Here is a 16,457-nt window from a genome sequence, read left to right on the forward strand (position 1 = left end):
GCTCGTGGTGATGGGGCCGTGCTCGATCCACGACCCCAAAGCCGCGTTCGAGTACGCGCTGAAGCTGGCGAAGCAGCGCGAGCGCTTCGCCGACTCGCTCGAAATCGTGATGCGCGTGTATTTCGAGAAGCCGCGTACGACCGTGGGCTGGAAGGGCCTCATCAACGACCCTTACCTGGACGAGTCGTTCAAGATCAACGAAGGGCTGCGCATTGCGCGCCAGGTGTTGATCGACATCAACAACCTGGGCCTGCCAGCAGGCAGTGAATTCCTCGACGTGATTTCGCCGCAGTACATCGGCGACCTGATTTCGTGGGGCGCGATCGGCGCTCGCACCACGGAGAGCCAGGTGCACCGCGAGCTGGCGTCAGGCCTCTCGGCGCCGATCGGCTTCAAGAACGGCACCGACGGCAACATTCGCATCGCCGTCGACGCGATCCAGGCCGCGGCGCGCGGCCACCACTTTCTTTCCGTGCACAAGAACGGCCATGTTGCGATCGTCGAGACGACAGGCAACCCGGATTGCCACGTGATCCTGCGAGGCGGCAAGTCACCGAACTACGACGCCGAAAGCGTCGAGCTGGCATGCCTGGGCCTTCAAGAAGCCGGGCTGCGCCCCTCGCTCATGGTCGATTGCAGCCATGCGAACAGCTCGAAGATGCACGAGAAGCAGATCGCCGTCGCTGGCGACGTGGCCGCGCAGATCGCAGGCGGCTCGAGTCGTGTTTTCGGTGTGATGGTCGAGAGCCACTTGCGCGAAGGCGCACAGCGCTTTGCGCCGGGCCGTGACCGGGCCGCCGACCTGGTGTATGGGCAGAGCATCACCGATGCATGCCTTGGCTGGGGTGACTCCGTGCAGGTGCTGGAAACGCTGGCCCAGGCCGTTGCGCAGCGCCGGCGCGATCGGCAGGCCAGCAAGCCCGTGCATGTGCGAAGGATGCGGGGCAGTGAGGTCTACAGCGTGGCCTCTTCCTCGCCGGAAGCGGCATTCGTGGATCTTGTCGACGCACCGGGCACGCAAGCGGCCGAGGCCCCCGTCGCAGCGGATCTCAATGCGACGGGCTGGCAGAACCACGCGGACTTTGCTCCGCTGGCCTGAATCACCTTTTCAGACTGGAGAACCACCATGCATACGTCTTCCTCATTTACGTCGAGCGTGACCGGCAATGCTGGCGCGCTCGACCTCAACGTGGGATTTTTTCCGTCCGTGCCTTGGGTTCCGTATTACGGCGACAGGGCGACGTGGCCGGTGAACCTGGTGCGCTGCGAATCCAGCGGCGTCCGCGGGTTGATCGAACGCGGCCAGCTCGATGTGACACCGATGGCCATTCCTGACTGGTTCGAGCTGGAGGGGCGCTGGAAGAGGCTTGCGAACTGGGGCATTTCATTCCGAGGCCTTGCCGGCAGCGTCGTCTTCTTCTCGAATGAGCCGATGTCGCAGCTCGATGGAGCGGACATCGATGTCTGCTACGAGACGACGACTTCGGTGCGTGTCTTGCAGGCCATCATGAAGAAGAAGTACGGCCTGCGCATCGGGCGATGGAGCCGCAACCTCGATGTCGACGACGAATCGACACCGCGCCTGTTGATCCAGGACCAGGCCGTCGAGGAAAGGAAGCGCGGGCGCTTTCGTTACGAGTACGACTTGGGACGCGAATGGTTCGGCTGGATCGGCACGCCGATCGTCTCGGCCGTGTGGGCCTACCGGGCCGACCTCGATCCATCAGCAGTCGCGGCTCTCGAAGGATTGCTGAAGGCGTCAATGGTGCGCTACCGCATGGACCCATTGGCGGCCATCGGGGCGCGCCATGCAGAGCATGGCTTGCCGGCGTCGATCGAGGAAATCAAGGTGCTGCATCAGAACTTCGAGTACGCATTGAGCGATGAAGCCGAACTCGGCATCGAGCGCATGCGTGAGCTGCTTGAGGCCCGGATCGAGGGCTTCGAGGCGCGGCAGGAATCGGCATTGCCGTTGTGAACATTTTCAACAAGGGGGTCAACATCATGAATCTCAGCAAACGTCGTCTACTTCAAACCGCTGCGGCCTTGTCAGTGCCCGGCGCCGCACTTAAGGCCTTCGCTGCCGGTGCGTCGAGCACAAGCCCGGCCAGCGGCTCCGGGACATGGCCAACCAAGCCGATCCGCCTGCTGGTGGGCTTTCCGCAGGAGTCGGCGCCGGACATCGCAGCGCGCACTATCGCTGCGCCGCTGGCGGCTTTGCTCGGCCAGCAGGTCGTCGTTGAAAACAAGGCCGGTGCGAGCGGGAATGTCGCGGCGAACGAGGTTGCGAAGGCCCGCGACGACCACACGATAGGCGTGCTCATCAACGGCAACATGACCATTGCGAAGCTGCTCAACCCAGCGATGCCCTTCGATCCCGAAAAGGACTTCGCGCCGGTCGGGCTGATCGGCACGACGCCGTTGGTGTTCGTCACGTCCTCGCGCGCGACGGGCAGTTCACCGCAGGAGGTGGTTCAGTGGATTCGCCAGATCAGTTCTGACGGTCGGTACGGGTCGCCAGGCAGTGGGACTGTGGGGCACCTGGGGATGGAGCTGCTGAAGATGCACGCGATGCAGGCAGGCATCTTCGCGCGGCACCAGCCGTTCGGCAGCAATCCACAAGTGCTGGAGGCACTGCTTGCCAACAAGATCGATATGGCGCTGCTCCCGCCAGGCCTCGCGCTGCCGAACGTGCGCAACGGCAAACTCAAGTTCGTCGGTGTGACCTCCCAAGAGCGAAGCCCTCTCGCGGAGAATCGTCCGACATTGCGGGAAGTCGGCCTTTACGGGGCCGAGACAGAGATCTGGACCGCACTCGCCGGCCCCTCGACCATGCCGGAAGCAATGGCCCTCAAGCTAAATGCTGCCCTTACGAGGGTGCTTCAGTCTCAGGCAGTGGCTGACACGTTCCTGAAGAGCGGCTGGCAACCGCAAGCAGGGGCACCGATCGACCTTGCAAGACGCATCCGCAAAGACACGGTCAAGCTGGGCGGAGTGATCGTGGTCAGAGGCATCAAGGAAACCTAAGAAGCCCCTGCGCAAGGCGGCTATGCCGCTGAGAAAGAGGTCGCCAGTGCGGCTGAAATGATGGGCAGCGGCGCTGGCTTCTCGAAGAACTTCAAGCGGTATTTCGCCATGGCCGTGGCAATTTCCGCTTCATCGGCGATGCCGTTGCGCATCTGTCCGGTGAGCACGACGATGGGACAGTGGGCGTCACGCGCCCTGATCGCGGCCACCAGGTCACTCACGGTGTCCTGGATCGAGTCCTTCACGATGATCCAGTCAAGCACGTAGCCGTCGAACTCACCGGAAGCGGCCGAGGCGGCAATGCGATCCAGATTGGTGAAGGCGACCGGATCGAAGCCCGCTGTCTTGAGGTACGAAACGATGAGCTGCGCACTCTCGGGATGGTCATCGAGCACCGCGATTCGGCGGCTGGTAGCCGACGACGGCTCGACGAGAAGACGCTTGATGTCGTAGGCCTGCGTGGCCAGGTTCGGCTCGGCCGGGAGCACGAGCCAGTCGGCGTCGACCTTTGTGAGCACCAACGCGCCGAGGCGTGGCTTGTGAACCGCTGGCCCCCTTGCGACGCGACAAGGCGTGCTGGTGGTTCCTGTGACGAGCGTCGCGTCTTGCATTTCATCGTGCTGGCCGAGCGATACCAGCTCGGTCAGCGTCTCGCCGTAGTGCTCGGCGAGCGTGCGCAGCTCTTCCAACTCCCAGGTGGCTCTCGTCGTCAGGCGTCTGTTTCCCTGCGAGTAGGACAGCCCAAGGACATCAGTAACCACAGCGGAATGCTTGTTCCGGGGCACGCCATGGCGTTCAAGGAGCGCTCGGACGCATTTGGCGGCCAGTGTGGTTTCTACGCCCTGTTCCTGTTGCTGATTGTTGTCACTCATGTCGTTTTATGCGTGTTCTGCGCACTTTCTGCGCTTTTCTATGTTGTTGAGAAAAGTAGCATGGCGCATACTTCGCTTGTGATGCGCGTTTTATGCGCTTAAGGGTGAAAATTATCCCCCAACGAGCTAGCGGATTGGGGGTTTCCGGGTGGCAGTGAGCCTACCGGGCAACTTCAGTGAAATCAGGGAGAGACGATGCCAAAGGCTGTCGCGACTGCATTGGGGGGAACCCTCTGATGCTGGATTTTCTAGTGCTGGCCGAGCAGTGCGCTCCGACCGTCCACATGGACACGATGCGTCGGATTGTCCAGGTCGAATCGGCTTTCAACCCTTTCGCGATCGGCGTCGTCAATGGTCGGCTGGATCGTCAGCCCCGAACGCTGGAGGAAGCCGTCTCGACAGCCAAGTGGCTGGAACAGAACGGCTTCAACTACAGCGTTGGCCTGGCGCAGGTCAATAAAGCGAACTTCAGAAGATATGGGCTCACGTTGGAAACGGCGTTCGAGCCCTGTCCCAATTTGAAGGCGGGCGGGGGCATCTTGACCGAGTGCTTCTTGCGGGCTCGCAAGGCCCCCCGCGACGAGCAGACGGCGCTTCGAGCTGCCTTCAGTTGCTACTACAGCGGCAACTTCATCACCGGCTACCGGGAAGGGTACGTGGTGAAGGTTGTCGGCAGTGATGCCTCCCTCGCGAAGGCGATCCCCGTCGTTCCAAAGGTGCTGCCCCAGGCCGACGCCAAGGCCCCGGCAGCAGCGATCCCCGTGAGCAGGACGGCGAAAGCAGCAAGTCCGGCGCCTACGTCCCTCAAGCAGCCCGCGGCCGGCGCCGCTGCCGTACCCCCAGCCCAAGCGAGCGCCCAGTCGGGCAGCGCCTTGATTTTCTGAGCCAGGTGCGGGCAACCCATGGAAAGGAGCGCTTATCGAGATACGAAAACTCGTTGACCCATTCAATTGAAATTTCATTTATAGGACGCGATGCGTCATTTCAAGGCACTCACTCAGAGAGGTATTCAGTGAAAAAGAATGTTCAGGCCGCTTTGGCCATTTTCGGGAAGTCAAATCGCAAAGGGCTGGTGATGACGGCTGCTGCTGGCGCAATGGCATTGGCTACAAGCCCTGCCTTTGCGCAGATCAGCAAGGTCAATACCGTGATGCAAAACATCCAGACGGTGTTAGTCGGTGTCGCGGTGACTTGCTTCACGATTGCCCTGATGTGGGCGGGTTTCAAGATGGCGTTCCAACACGCCAAGTGGTCGGAAATCTCCAACATCGTTATCGGCGGCATCATCGTTGGCGGCGCGGCCGGTATTGCAGCTTGGCTGATTAACTAAGCCACCATGCAAGTCGAGGGATTTAGCGACCCCATTTTCAAGGGGTGCACGAGGCCAGCAATGTTCATGGGTGTGCCCACGATTCCATTTCTGCTGGTGACAGGCTCGTTCATGATTCTTGCGGTCTGGACGTTCTATCTGGTGAGCCCGTATGTCTCTCTGTTCCTCGGAATTGTGTACGTGCCCATTTGCATCACGCTCCGGCAAATGACGAAAAAAGACGACCAGCGTCTCCGTCAGGTGCTAATGCGTGCACGTATGCGGTTCCGGCACCGGGCAGGGCGGCAATTGTGGGGCGCTGCATCCTATTCACCCATTCGATACAAACGGCGGAAATCATGAGAGCGACGGCACAAATCAAAGAAGTGGCGGATGCGCAGATTCCGTCTTCGGATTACATCCCGATGGGAACCCACGTGGCGCCCAATGTGATTAAGCTGAAGCGGAACGGCGACTATATGGCAACCTGGCGTCTCGAAGGAATTTCCTTCGAGACTTCAGACCCCACTGAAATTGCCATTCGCAAGGAAGGACTCAACAATTTCTTGAAGGCGCTCGGTGGCGGGCACTTCGCTGTTTGGACGCACAAAGTGCGACGTGTCGTGCGCGAGCGCCTGGGGGGCACGTTCGAGAACGATTTCTGCCAGGACTTCAACGAGCGGTATTACAAGTCCTTCGACAATCACCGGCAAATGGCCACCGAGCTTTATTTGACGGTGATTTATCGGCCTACCACGTCGCGCGCTGGCAATTTCCTCAAGCGGATGGCCGTTCGTTCAATCGCGCAAATTCGCGAAAAGGAACAGGAAGACCTAGACACCTTGGACGACATGGCCAAGCAGGTCGAGTCGAGCTTGAAGCGCTATGAACCGGAGCGCCTTGGCACCTTTGAAAAGGATGGCAAGGTTTATTCGGAAATGCTGGGCTTCCTCGGCTTTCTGGTCAATGGAGTGTGGGAGGACATTCCCATGCAGCGCGCGGATATCGGCGAATACCTACCTACGTCGCGGCTGCATTTCGGCGACAAGAACGGAATGCTGCAAATCTGGCATCCCAACGAGCAGAAGTTCGTGGGCTTTCTGGATTTTCAGGACTATCCCAAGCTCTCCGAGCCGGGGATGAATAACGGCATCCTGTATGGCGACTACGAATACATCGAGTCGCAAAGCTTCTCGATCAAGAACAAGCGTGATGCCATGGACGGCCTGGAGCGCCAGCAAGGGCAATTGCGAGCATCAGAAGACGCAGGCACCGACGACGTTGAGCAGTTGACGCAGGCGCTGAAAGACGTGAAGAGCGGCGAGTACGACATGGGCGAGTACCACTACACGCTCGCGATCTTCGGTCAGTCGCTGGGCGAGGTCGCGAAGAACATGTCGTCAGCGCGCACGATCCTTCAGGACGACGCTGGGTTCAAGCTGTCGGTTATCGACGCGATCCCTGAATGTGCCTGGTTCGCGCAATTGCCTGGCAATTGGACGATGCGCCCTCGGGAGGCGCAAATCACTAGCCGGAATTTCGCAGCGCTGAGCCCGCTTCACAATTTCGCTCGGGGCAAGCGCAATGGCAACCCGTGGGGCGAGGCATTGGCTCTTCTCAAGACGCCCAGCGGCCAGCCGTTCTATCTGAATTTCCACGTCTCGCCGGAAGACAAGGATTCGGTCGATGAAAAGTACGCGGGCAACACATTCATTTGCGGCACGACGGGCTCGGGTAAGACGACGCTGCAAATGGGCCTCATCATGTTCGCGACGAAGTATTACGGCCTTCGGGTTGTCGCCTTCGATAAAGATCGCGGTATGGAAATCGGTATTCGCGCAATAGGCGGCAAATATTTTGCCCTCAAACGCGGCGAGCCGACCGGCTTCAACCCATTCCAATTCGATCTGACGGAAGACAACATTTCCTTTTGCGAGCGACTGGTCAAACAGCTCCTGAAGGGCGACGACGACGTGGGCCTGACAGCTCGGGAACAAATCGTCGTCAGCAATGCCGTCCGCACAGTGATGAGCGATCAAGTCACGCACCGCGTGCGTTCGCTTTCAGCTGTCTATCAAGTGCTGACAGGAACCGGCGACAACAGCCTTCGGGATCGACTTCAAAAATGGACGCGCGGCCAACCACTCGGCTGGGTGTTTGACAACGAAATCGACAATCAGGATTTCACGACGGCGAAGATTTTCGGATACGACTACACCGATTTTCTCGACGACCCGGAAGTGCGCACGCCAATCATGGCGTACCTGCTGCACATCACCGAGTCGCTAATCAATGGTCAGCCATTGATTTACATCATGGAGGAATTCTGGAAGCCGCTGATGGACGAAATGTTCAGCGATTTTGCGCTGAACAAGCAGAAGACCATTCGCAAGCAATCTGGCCTCGGTGTATTCGTCACACAGTCGCCCTCGGACGTACTAACGCACCGTATCGGCAAAACGATGGTCGAACAGAGCGTGACACAGATCTATTTGCCTAATCCTCGCGCGGACCGCGACGACTATGTTGAAGGCTTCAAGGTCACTGAAGCGGAATTTGACATTATCAAGAATCTCGGCGAGACGAGCCGCATGTTCTTGGTCAAGCAAGGCCACCGCTCGGCGATCGTGCAATACGACCTGGGCGGCATGGACGACATCCTGAACGTCATTTCCGGCACGGTCGAGAACGTCGAATTGCTCGACGACATCCGGGAAAAGGTCGGGGATGACCCGCAGGACTGGATTCCTCTTTTCCATCGGCGAGTCAGTGAGCGCCGTGCACTCGCGAAATCGTAGGGGGCAGCATGCGCAATACACACGTTTGGGGCGGCGTTGCCGTAATGGCCTTGGTTGCAGTCGTGGGCTGCACCAAGGTCGATTCTGAGGTCGTTCGTCGGACTGAAACGACCAACGACAAATTCGAGTTCAAGGCGCCTGCCGCTACGCCAGCGGCGCCAGCGTCCGCACCTGTTGCCCCGGCACCAGCGGTGCCCCCGGCCAAGGGCAAGAACAAGGAATTTGAATACAAGCCGAATCCGAAATATTTCCCGGAAGCGGCGAAAAAGGCTGGAGGCAATTAAATGGGCATTGCTACCAAGCTTGAAGCCGCAATTGACCTGCTGCTCAACAACTATGTGACCAGCAAGAGCGGGGCGTTGATTGGCATTCTCACGCCCGTCGTCCTGACCTGTGTCACGGTGTACGTCCTGATGATGGGCTACGCGATCATGCGCGGCGAGGCGAACGACTCACTGCACACCTTCTTGTGGAAGTCTTTCAAGATCGCCTTCATCGCCGGAATTGCGCTGAGCGCTGGTGAGTACCAGGGCACTGCAATTCAGATGATTCAGGGCCTGCAAGAGGGCATGACGCAAGCGGTCGGCGGCGTGACTTCGATCGGACAGCTCGTCGACAACATGGCGCAGCCCTATGACGAGCTGGGACAGCAGCTCTGGAGCCAGGCGACGACCGGTTTCTGGCCCAACTTCAGTCTGTTGGCGGCGGCAGCGATCGTCGCGCTTGCGCAGGCGTTCTTGTTCGTCGTCGGCCTAGGCATGTACCTGCTGGCAAAGGTCGTGCTGGCACTGGTGCTGGCTGTCGGCCCGATCTTCATCGTGTGCTCGATGTTCCCGCCAACCCAGAAGTACACGGAAAGCTGGATCGGACAGGCCCTGCACTACGTGCTGCTCAACGTGTTGATCGCGGCAAGCATTTCGATGCTGACCGACTTTGCGAGCCAGTACGCGAACTCCATGAAGGGCAACGTGGACACGACCAACGTGGTCCGCGATGCCTGCTCACTGCTGCTCGTGTCGGCAGCACTCGCAGTGGTGATGCTGAACCTCAATCAACTCGCAAGCGCGCTGTCAGGCGGCGTGTCGATCCAGGGCATCGGCCGAGAAATCGGGCGGGCAATCATGAATTCCGTGGCCGGCAAGAAGGACGGCCCACCTCCCAAGGCCTCGCCGACTGGCGGCGGCGAAATCACCAGCGGCGGCGGTGGGGGTGGTGGCGGCAGCGGTGGTGGAGGTCGCTCAGGGAACGAGAGCGGCACTGGTGGTTCGGGAGGCTCCGGCCGCCCGCTCTACCAGCGCAATGTCGTTTCAAACATCCGTAGGTCATCAACACAGAGAGGTTAAGCATGAAAGTAGTCAAGCATTTCAAGAAGCTGGTCGCATCGATCGCGATCGCAACGGGCATGGTCGGCGTCACGGCGCCGGCACATGCCGGCATTCCAGTGCTCGATGCAGCCAACCTGGCGCAGGCGATTCAGGAGGTCATCGCGTGGGGTGAGCAGTACAGCCAGATGGCTGAACAGATCACCACGATGAAGAGCCAGCTGGACCAGATGAAGCAGCAGTACCAGGCGCTCACTGGCAACCGCAACCTCGGCGACATCGCGAATAACCCGCTGCTGAAGCAGGCCGTTCCCGACGCGGCCTCGCTCATGTCGGCCTACAAGACGATCCAGTCGGCGGGCCTGAACGGGCTGTCGAGCGCCGGCCAATCGCAGCGGCAATCGAGCCTGATCTACAACTGCGAAGGCCGCACCGGCAGCGATCTGACCTCGTGCCAATCGTTCCTGAACAACACGTCGCAGCTCCTGGCCAACGCGCAAAGCGCGCTGGACCTTATCTCCCAGCGCACGGGGCAGATTCAGACGCTGCAAAGCCAAATCAACTCGACCAGTGACCCCAAGGCCATTGCCGAGCTGCAAGCACGCATCGCTGCCGAGAACACGCAGGTCAGCAACGACCAGAACCGCGTGCAGTTGATGAACCAGATGGCGATCGCGCAGGACCGTGCGGCGCAGCAGGCCATCAAGGAACGCGAACTGAAGACCCTTTCGCGCACCAACACGACGGCAGACACCTTCACCTACACGCCGCGCTGATACGCGTGGCATTTGCAATCCGGGGAGTTCACATGGTTGACAAGAACACAGTCCAGGCGGGGGAGGAATCCCGCTTCTACAAGGCCGGGAGGGATTGGGAAGCCGATCGCCAGACCCGCAGCGAGAAGTCTGAGCGCCGCGCTTGGATTGTTGCTGGAGCCTGTTCGCTGCTTGCCCTCGTGGCAGTCGGCGGTATGGCAACGATGGCGCCTTTCAAGCGCGTCGTGCCATACGTCTTCGCAGTCGACAAGGCGACGGGCAATGTCGAATTGGTGAGCGCCACGGATGATCGCGCAGCCGTCGGGTACCAGGAGCTGACAGACAAGCACTGGGCACAGACCTATGTCGTCGCCCGTGAGTCGTATAGCTGGAAGCTGCTCCAGAACGACTACGACACTGTGCTTGCTCTCAGCTCCGACGAGGTGGGCCGCGAGTACGCAAAGCTGTACGAAGGTGGCAATGCGCGAGACAAGAAATTCGGCCAGTCGGTCGAAATGCGCGTGAAGGTGCTGAGCGTCACGCTCTCGCACGACGACGTGAGCACGAAGGCTGTGGTGCGCTTCGAGAAGGTCGCGAAGCGGCAAGAGGCCGATGTGGCCGACCCGCCGCAGTATTTCGTCTCGACGATGGCCTTTGAATACAAGCCGTCGATGTTCGGCAAGGAGAAGGATCTCATTGCCAACCCGCTCGGCTATCGGGTGGTCGCATATCGCGTCGACGCCGAAGCGGCGACGCCTCTGCCGACCGTCAAGCCCGCGGCTGTGCCGCAGTGAGGTCAACCATGAAAAAGCTCTTTGCAAGCCTGCTCATGGCCCTTACTGCTGGCGCTGCTGTGCATGCGGCCGATCTTCCAGTAGCGAGCGACCTTGACCCCCGCGTGCGCTACGTCACCTTCAAGAAAGACGACGTGACGGTGGTGTCGACGCGCCGTGGTGCCGTCACCCGCCTGATCCTCGCTGACGAGGAAAAGATCGAGGTCGCGGCAACCGGCTTCCCGGCCGACTGCGCGAATCCGCAGTCCGAGTGGTGCGTGCGCGCCGACATCGGCACCAACCAGATTTGGGTGAAGCCCAAAGACAACGCGACGGCGAACAACCTTGAGCTGAAGACGAACAAGCGCGACTACAGCTTCGAGTTCAAGGTGCTCAAGGATTCGCCGAGCGGCCGGGCCGGCAAGCTCACGGCGGAACCCATGTTCCGCGTCATTTTTCGCTATCCGATCGAGCTGCCGCCGCTGGCCTCGGTGCTAGCGCTCTCTGGCACGCCAGCTCCGGTGAACGAGAAGACCGTGGTGGACGAGCTGGTGAAGACGGCGAAGCCGGTTCCGAGGAACTGGAAGTACTCGATGCAGGTGCTCAAGGGCAGCGACGAGATTGCGCCCACGCTCGTTTTCGACGACGGCCGCTTCACCTACTTCCAGTTCCCAGCGAACAGGGAAGTCCCTTCGATCTATTACATCTCGCCGTCCGAGGAAGAGGGCCGCGTCAACTTCCACATGGAAGGTGATCTTGCGGTCGTGGAGCGAACTGGGAGGCGCTTTGTGCTGCGCCTCGGAGAGGCGACTGTGGGCGTCTGGAATGACGCATACGACCCGTTCGGCGTCGCACCGAAGGATGGTGTGACGGTCGAAGGCCTGAAGCGCGAAATCCGGTAAGGGAGAGAACATGGCAACAGACAACAACAACAGCGCGGGCGCGGCGACCAGCTCGTCAGGCGCAGCGGGCCAGCCGGCCGACCTGGGCATCGTGTCGGTCAATTCGCGAGGCGGCTCTTCGAGCAACATCCTGCCGAAGGTCATCTTCGTGGTCCTTCTGCTCGCAATCGTGCTGGTGGGTGGCTTGTTCGCAGTCAACAAGTGGCGGGCGTTCTCGAACGCCCGCGACGCGGCGGCGTCGAAGGACGACAAGAACGAGAACCGGCCCGCTCTCGTTGGACTGCGCAGGAAATTCGACAGCGATCCTCAGTTTGCCGAGAGCGCACCGAAGATCGATGCCAAGGGTGGTCCATGCGATGACGGCACCCCTGGCGTGGTGCTGGTCGGGCCCGACGGCAACGCGATGTTGGCGCCTTCAGGGCAAGCCATGCGCGTGTGCAAGGACGGGCGCGTGATTTCGCCTGGCGGGCCTGCGAAGGTCGTGCCGGAGGTCAAAGGCGGCGCGCAGCAGCCGCAAGGCGCTGCCGCAACGCCACCACCTAGTCGGTATGCGGGGGATGTGATCGTTCCAGTGCCGAGCAAGCCGCTGGCTGGTGCCGCGCCGGCCGGCCCGTCGGAGCGGTCGATGCAAACGCTCGCAATGGTTCAAGACATTCTCGGCAAGACGACCGGGCAACAGGCGGCGGGCGGCTTCGGCAGCGCACCGGGCAACACTGTCAATCTTGGTGGCGCGGGCGGCACCGGCAGCGGCGGTGGCGGCGCGGCCAGCCCGCAAGGCTCCATCGGAAGTCTCCTGACGCCCTCGGCGACGCCGATGGTGCAGGCCGGGATGCTGGGCGATCGCAACATGATCTTGCCGAAGGGCCGCACGATCGACTGCGGTCTTTCGATGCGGCTCGTGAACGAGGTGACTGGCATGGCGACCTGCGTCATCAGCTCGGACGTGTACAGCGACAACGGGCGCGTGCTTCTGCTGGAGCGCGGCTCGGAAGCGACCGGCGAATACATGTCGGCAATGCAGCAAGGCCAGAAGCGCATCTTCGTTCTGTGGACGCGGGTGAAGACGCCCAATGGTGTCGTGATGAACCTGAATTCGCCGGCCGCCGACAGCCTGGGCACTTCCGGTCTGGATGGCTACATCGACAACCATTGGTTCGAGCGCATTGGTGCGGCTGTAATGCTCTCGCTGGTGCAGGACGCGATCGCCTACAAGACGACGGAAGCGGGTAGGTCGACCGGCACTGGAACGACTGCGCAGGGCGGCACGGTCGTGCTACAGAACAGCCAGCAGACCGGCAGCAGTCTGGCCGAGAAGATTCTGGCCAGCACCATCAATATCAAGCCGACGCTCTACAAGAACCAGGGCGACCGGGCCTCGATCTTCGTGGCGCGTGACCTTGACTTCGGGACGGTGTATGCGCTTCGACCACGTTGAGGTGGGTAAGCCCGCGCAAGGTGGTGCGTCTGAGCGTGTCGTTCAGGCGCTTCACTCAGGCCTCATCACGCGTCAGGTTGGCGACGTGATGCCGGTGAACGCGGCACCGTCCAATCGCAGCAACGGCCTTCTCGGCCGGGATGCGATGGTGCGGGAGCTGATGCGGCCGTTCCGGCCGTTTCTCGACATGCCGGGCGCGACCGACATCTTTGTCAATGAGCCAGGCAAGGTGATCGTGGTGGCCGGTGCAGCCAGGCATCGCATTGACGCGCCCGATCTGACCCTGAAGCGACTGGTGGCGCTTGCACAAACGATCGCAACCTTCACGGATCAGGAAATCGGCCCGATGAAGCCGATCATGTCGGCGCGCCTGCCCGACGGTGAACGGATTCAGGTCGTCTTGTCCCCGGCAGTTGAACCGGAGACGATTTCGATCTCGATCCGCATCCCTGGCGAGTCGATCAAGCCACTCTCGGAGTACCAAGCCGAAGGCGCATTCGATCGATTCCTGTGGGGCCGCTCGAAGCAGCTTGACGCACGGCGCAGCGACCTGTCGCCCATGGACCGGCGACTGATCGAGCACCTGGAGGCCAACCGCCTCATGGATTTCTTCAAGCTGGCCGTCCGCGAGCGGAAGAACATCGCCGTAGTCGGCGATACCGGATCTGGCAAGACGACTTTGATGAAGGCGATGTGCCAGAGCATTCCGGCCATGCAGCGGATCGTGACCATCGAGGACGTGCGAGAGCTTTTCTTGCCAGGGCACGACGATCGCGTGCACCTTCTGTACTCGAAGGGCGGCCAGGGCGTTGCCAAGGTCACCCCGACCGACCTCATCGCGGCCAACATGCGGATGATGCCGGACCGTGTACTGCTGGCCGAGTTGCGCGGTGGCGAGGCTTTCGACTTCCTCAAGCTGCTGACCACCGGGCACAGCGGTTCCATCACCTCGTACCACGCGGAGTCTTGTGCGTTGGCCACCGAGCGGTATGTGTTCATGTGCAAGGAACACGAGCAAGCCACGATCTATGACGCTGACGCGTTGAAGCGCCTGGTGGCGCTGACCATCGACGTGATCGTGCACATGGTGGCGCACGTCGAATTCGACGAGAACGACAAGCCGATCAGCAAGCAACGCTATGTGGCCGAAGTTCACTTCGACCCAGTTGCGAAGCTGGCGGCACGGTTCGGCGACGCCACGCTGCATCGCTCCGAAAGGTCAGCATGAACGGCAAGAAGCTCGCGATCGCTTTCGCGGTACTGGTGTACATCGTGCTGGGCTACTTCGTTGCCCAGTACATCGCTGGCGCCATCTACTTCCTGCTCAACAAGACCGCCCCGGAAGATCTGTCTCTCGACACCTGGTGGACCTACTGGGGTTGGTACAAGGACGACCCAGTGCAGCACAAGCGGCTGCAACTGGCAGCAGGCGTGGCCTTTGGCGCCGTCTACCTGGTCCCGCTCTTCGTGCTCGGCGCAGTCCGCAATGGCGTCCGCTCGCTCCATGGCGATGCCCGCTTCGCGACTTCAGGCGAGGTGCGCAACGCCGGCCTGTACGGTGAAACGGGGATCATCGTCGGGAAGTATCAGGGTCAATACCTGATGTTCGGTGGCCAGCAATTCGTGTTGCTAGCGGCCCCGACGCGCTCGGGGAAGGGCGTCGCCATCGTGCTGCCGAACCTGTTGAACTACGACGGCTCGGTGGTCGTGCTTGACGTGAAGCTTGAAAACTTCAAGTTCACGTCGGGCTTTCGCGCGAAGCACGGACACGAGGTCTTTCTCTTCAGTCCTTTCGCTGAAGACTGCAAGAGCCACCGGTGGAACCCGCTCGACGGCATCAATCGGAACCGCAATTTCCGCGTGGGCGACATCCTGGCGATCGGGCAAGCCCTGTATCCGGGCGACAACCCGAAGGACTCCTTCTGGAACGACCAAGCCCGAAGCCTATTCCTCGGACTCGTGCTGTACCTCATGGACACGCCAGAGCTGCCGTGCACGCTGGGCGAGGTATTGCGCCAGTCGTCGGGCAAGGGACGGCCGATCAAGGACCATCTTGGGGACATCGTTGCAGCACGGTCGACGGGCGACGACGCATTGAGCGAAGAGTGCTTGAACGCGCTGAACAGGTTCTGCAACACGTCGGAGAACACCATGGCCAGCATCCTGGCCACGTTGAACGCGCCGCTGACGATTTTCGAGAATCCGATCGTCGACGCGGCGACCAGCTACTCCGACATCGACTTGTCGATGGTCCGCAAGAAGAGGATGTCGATCTACATCGGCATTCAGCCTAAGCGCCTGGCTGACGCGTCGCTACTCATCAACCTGTTCTTCTCACAGCTCGTGAACATCAACACGGGTGAGCTGCCGGGCGACAACCTGGAGTTGAAGCACCAATGCCTGCTGGTCCTCGATGAGTTCACTGCGATCGGGAAGGTCGGCATCTTGGCCAAGGCAGTCTCGTACATCGCAGGCTACAACCTGCGCTTGCTCCCGATCGTGCAGAGCATCGCCCAGCTCGAATCCGTCTACGGACGCGAGGACACGCGCACCTTTGTCACAAACCACGCCCTGCAAATCGTCTACCCCCCACGCGAGCAAAAGGACGCCAACGAGTATTCGGAAATGCTCGGCTACCAGACAGAGAAGGCGACATCGACCGGTGTAAGCCGGCCGCGGGCCTGGGGTGGCAACGGAGCGTCGACGAGCGAGAACGTGTCCGACCAGCGCAGGGCGCTGCTGCTGCCTCAAGAGCTGAAGGAGCTTGGCCAGAGCAAGGAAATTGTGATGGTCGAGAACTGCAAGCCGATCCTTTGCGAAAAGGCCCGGTATTTCAACGACGACACCTTCATCAGTCGACTGAAGTCGGTGAGCCCGTCGCTCGCTGCGCTGGGGAAGAAGCGACCCACCCAGCAGCAGCTCGAAACGGCCGCGCTGGTCAAAGGTGAACTGTCCGTCGCGATTCCACTGCTCGACATCGATCTGCACAAGGCAAAGATGGAGCAGCGCGTTCGGACTGCTGCTCCTGGCGAGCGCATTGACTTGGCCAAGCTGGCGATCGATGTCGACGCACTTCCGACGTTCTCCGACCCGGAGAACCCTTCGGCTGATGAGGTGGAGAACCTTGTCGACGCCTTCTTCGGCGAGCTGGACTTTGCCGAGGCTGATGGTGGCGAGGCTGAGCCGGTCGAGGGCGGCATGGTCGAGCCAGTCGATGTTTCCCATCTGACCGTCATCGAAGAAGAAGAAGAAGAAGAAGCGGTG

16 protein-coding genes are annotated in these 16,457 nt (G+C 60.8%); 15 read left to right on the forward strand and 1 reads right to left on the reverse strand.

Annotated elements, in window-relative coordinates:
- From ACT6S0_RS20725 to ACT6S0_RS20735, 3 genes are all read left to right on the forward strand, one after another.
- The coding region (locus ACT6S0_RS20725; RefSeq protein ID WP_444765674.1) for a 3-deoxy-7-phosphoheptulonate synthase at positions 1 to 1,099 on the forward strand (1,099 nt) is incomplete at its 5' end.
- A gap of 57 nt (positions 1,100 to 1,156) precedes the next feature.
- Positions 1,157 to 1,978 (forward strand): MqnA/MqnD/SBP family protein, encoded by an 822-nt coding sequence (locus ACT6S0_RS20730; RefSeq protein ID WP_444765675.1) that lies wholly within the window; start codon positions 1,157 to 1,159, stop codon positions 1,976 to 1,978.
- A 26-nt stretch (positions 1,979 to 2,004) separates the two neighbouring features.
- Positions 2,005 to 3,027 (forward strand): Bug family tripartite tricarboxylate transporter substrate binding protein, encoded by a 1,023-nt coding sequence (locus tag ACT6S0_RS20735; protein ID WP_444765676.1) that lies wholly within the window; start codon positions 2,005 to 2,007, stop codon positions 3,025 to 3,027.
- 20 nt (positions 3,028 to 3,047) lie between these two features.
- Here ACT6S0_RS20735 and ACT6S0_RS20740 read toward each other — a convergent pair whose 3' ends face one another.
- Positions 3,048 to 3,899, reverse strand: coding sequence for a helix-turn-helix domain-containing protein (locus ACT6S0_RS20740; RefSeq protein WP_444765677.1), 852 nt, complete (start codon positions 3,897 to 3,899; stop codon positions 3,048 to 3,050).
- A 236-nt stretch (positions 3,900 to 4,135) separates the two neighbouring features.
- Between ACT6S0_RS20740 and ACT6S0_RS20745 the strand changes: the two genes are divergently transcribed.
- The 12 genes from ACT6S0_RS20745 to ACT6S0_RS20800 all read left to right on the forward strand — a co-directional run.
- Positions 4,136 to 4,783, forward strand: coding sequence for a lytic transglycosylase domain-containing protein (locus ACT6S0_RS20745; protein ID WP_444765678.1), 648 nt, complete (start codon positions 4,136 to 4,138; stop codon positions 4,781 to 4,783).
- A gap of 128 nt (positions 4,784 to 4,911) precedes the next feature.
- The gene (locus ACT6S0_RS20750) at positions 4,912 to 5,229 is read left to right on the forward strand and encodes a TrbC/VirB2 family protein (RefSeq protein ID WP_444765679.1); all 318 of its coding nucleotides are present in this window, start codon (positions 4,912 to 4,914) and stop codon (positions 5,227 to 5,229) included.
- A gap of 6 nt (positions 5,230 to 5,235) precedes the next feature.
- Positions 5,236 to 5,571, forward strand: coding sequence for a type IV secretion system protein VirB3 (locus ACT6S0_RS20755; RefSeq protein WP_126025945.1), 336 nt, complete (start codon positions 5,236 to 5,238; stop codon positions 5,569 to 5,571).
- The gene (locus tag ACT6S0_RS20760) at positions 5,568 to 8,006 is read left to right on the forward strand and encodes a VirB4 family type IV secretion/conjugal transfer ATPase (RefSeq protein ID WP_444765680.1); all 2,439 of its coding nucleotides are present in this window, start codon (positions 5,568 to 5,570) and stop codon (positions 8,004 to 8,006) included. Before ACT6S0_RS20755 ends, ACT6S0_RS20760 begins: the two co-directional genes overlap by 4 nt.
- Before the next feature lie 8 nt (positions 8,007 to 8,014).
- On the forward strand, positions 8,015 to 8,290 hold the full coding sequence (locus tag ACT6S0_RS20765) for a hypothetical protein (protein ID WP_444765681.1): 276 nt from the start codon (positions 8,015 to 8,017) through the stop codon (positions 8,288 to 8,290).
- Positions 8,291 to 9,349, forward strand: a complete 1,059-nt coding sequence (locus tag ACT6S0_RS20770; RefSeq protein WP_444765682.1) for a type IV secretion system protein — start codon at positions 8,291 to 8,293, stop codon at positions 9,347 to 9,349.
- A 2-nt stretch (positions 9,350 to 9,351) separates the two neighbouring features.
- Positions 9,352 to 10,104, forward strand: a complete 753-nt coding sequence (virB5, locus tag ACT6S0_RS20775; RefSeq protein WP_444765683.1) for a P-type DNA transfer protein VirB5 — start codon at positions 9,352 to 9,354, stop codon at positions 10,102 to 10,104.
- Positions 10,105 to 10,136: 32 nt separating this feature from the next.
- Complete coding sequence (locus ACT6S0_RS20780; protein ID WP_126025940.1) at positions 10,137 to 10,877, forward strand: virB8 family protein; 741 nt, start codon at positions 10,137 to 10,139, stop codon at positions 10,875 to 10,877.
- A gap of 8 nt (positions 10,878 to 10,885) precedes the next feature.
- Complete coding sequence (locus ACT6S0_RS20785; RefSeq protein ID WP_444765684.1) at positions 10,886 to 11,758, forward strand: TrbG/VirB9 family P-type conjugative transfer protein; 873 nt, start codon at positions 10,886 to 10,888, stop codon at positions 11,756 to 11,758.
- Positions 11,759 to 11,768: 10 nt separating this feature from the next.
- Positions 11,769 to 13,193 carry a type IV secretion system protein VirB10 gene (gene virB10, locus ACT6S0_RS20790; protein ID WP_444765685.1) on the forward strand — a complete coding sequence of 475 codons (1,425 nt, stop codon included), beginning with the start codon at positions 11,769 to 11,771 and terminating at the stop codon, positions 13,191 to 13,193.
- Positions 13,174 to 14,421: a P-type DNA transfer ATPase VirB11 gene (gene virB11, locus ACT6S0_RS20795; RefSeq protein WP_444765686.1), complete on the forward strand. Its 1,248-nt coding sequence runs from the start codon at positions 13,174 to 13,176 to the stop codon at positions 14,419 to 14,421. Before virB10 ends, virB11 begins: the two co-directional genes overlap by 20 nt.
- The coding region (locus ACT6S0_RS20800; protein WP_444765687.1) for a type IV secretory system conjugative DNA transfer family protein at positions 14,418 to 16,457 on the forward strand (2,040 nt) is incomplete at its 3' end. The genes virB11 and ACT6S0_RS20800, both read left to right, overlap by 4 nt.

The sequence above is a fragment of the Roseateles sp. genome (assembly GCF_052436255.1).
Lineage (GTDB): Bacteria > Pseudomonadota > Gammaproteobacteria > Burkholderiales > Burkholderiaceae_C > Pelomonas.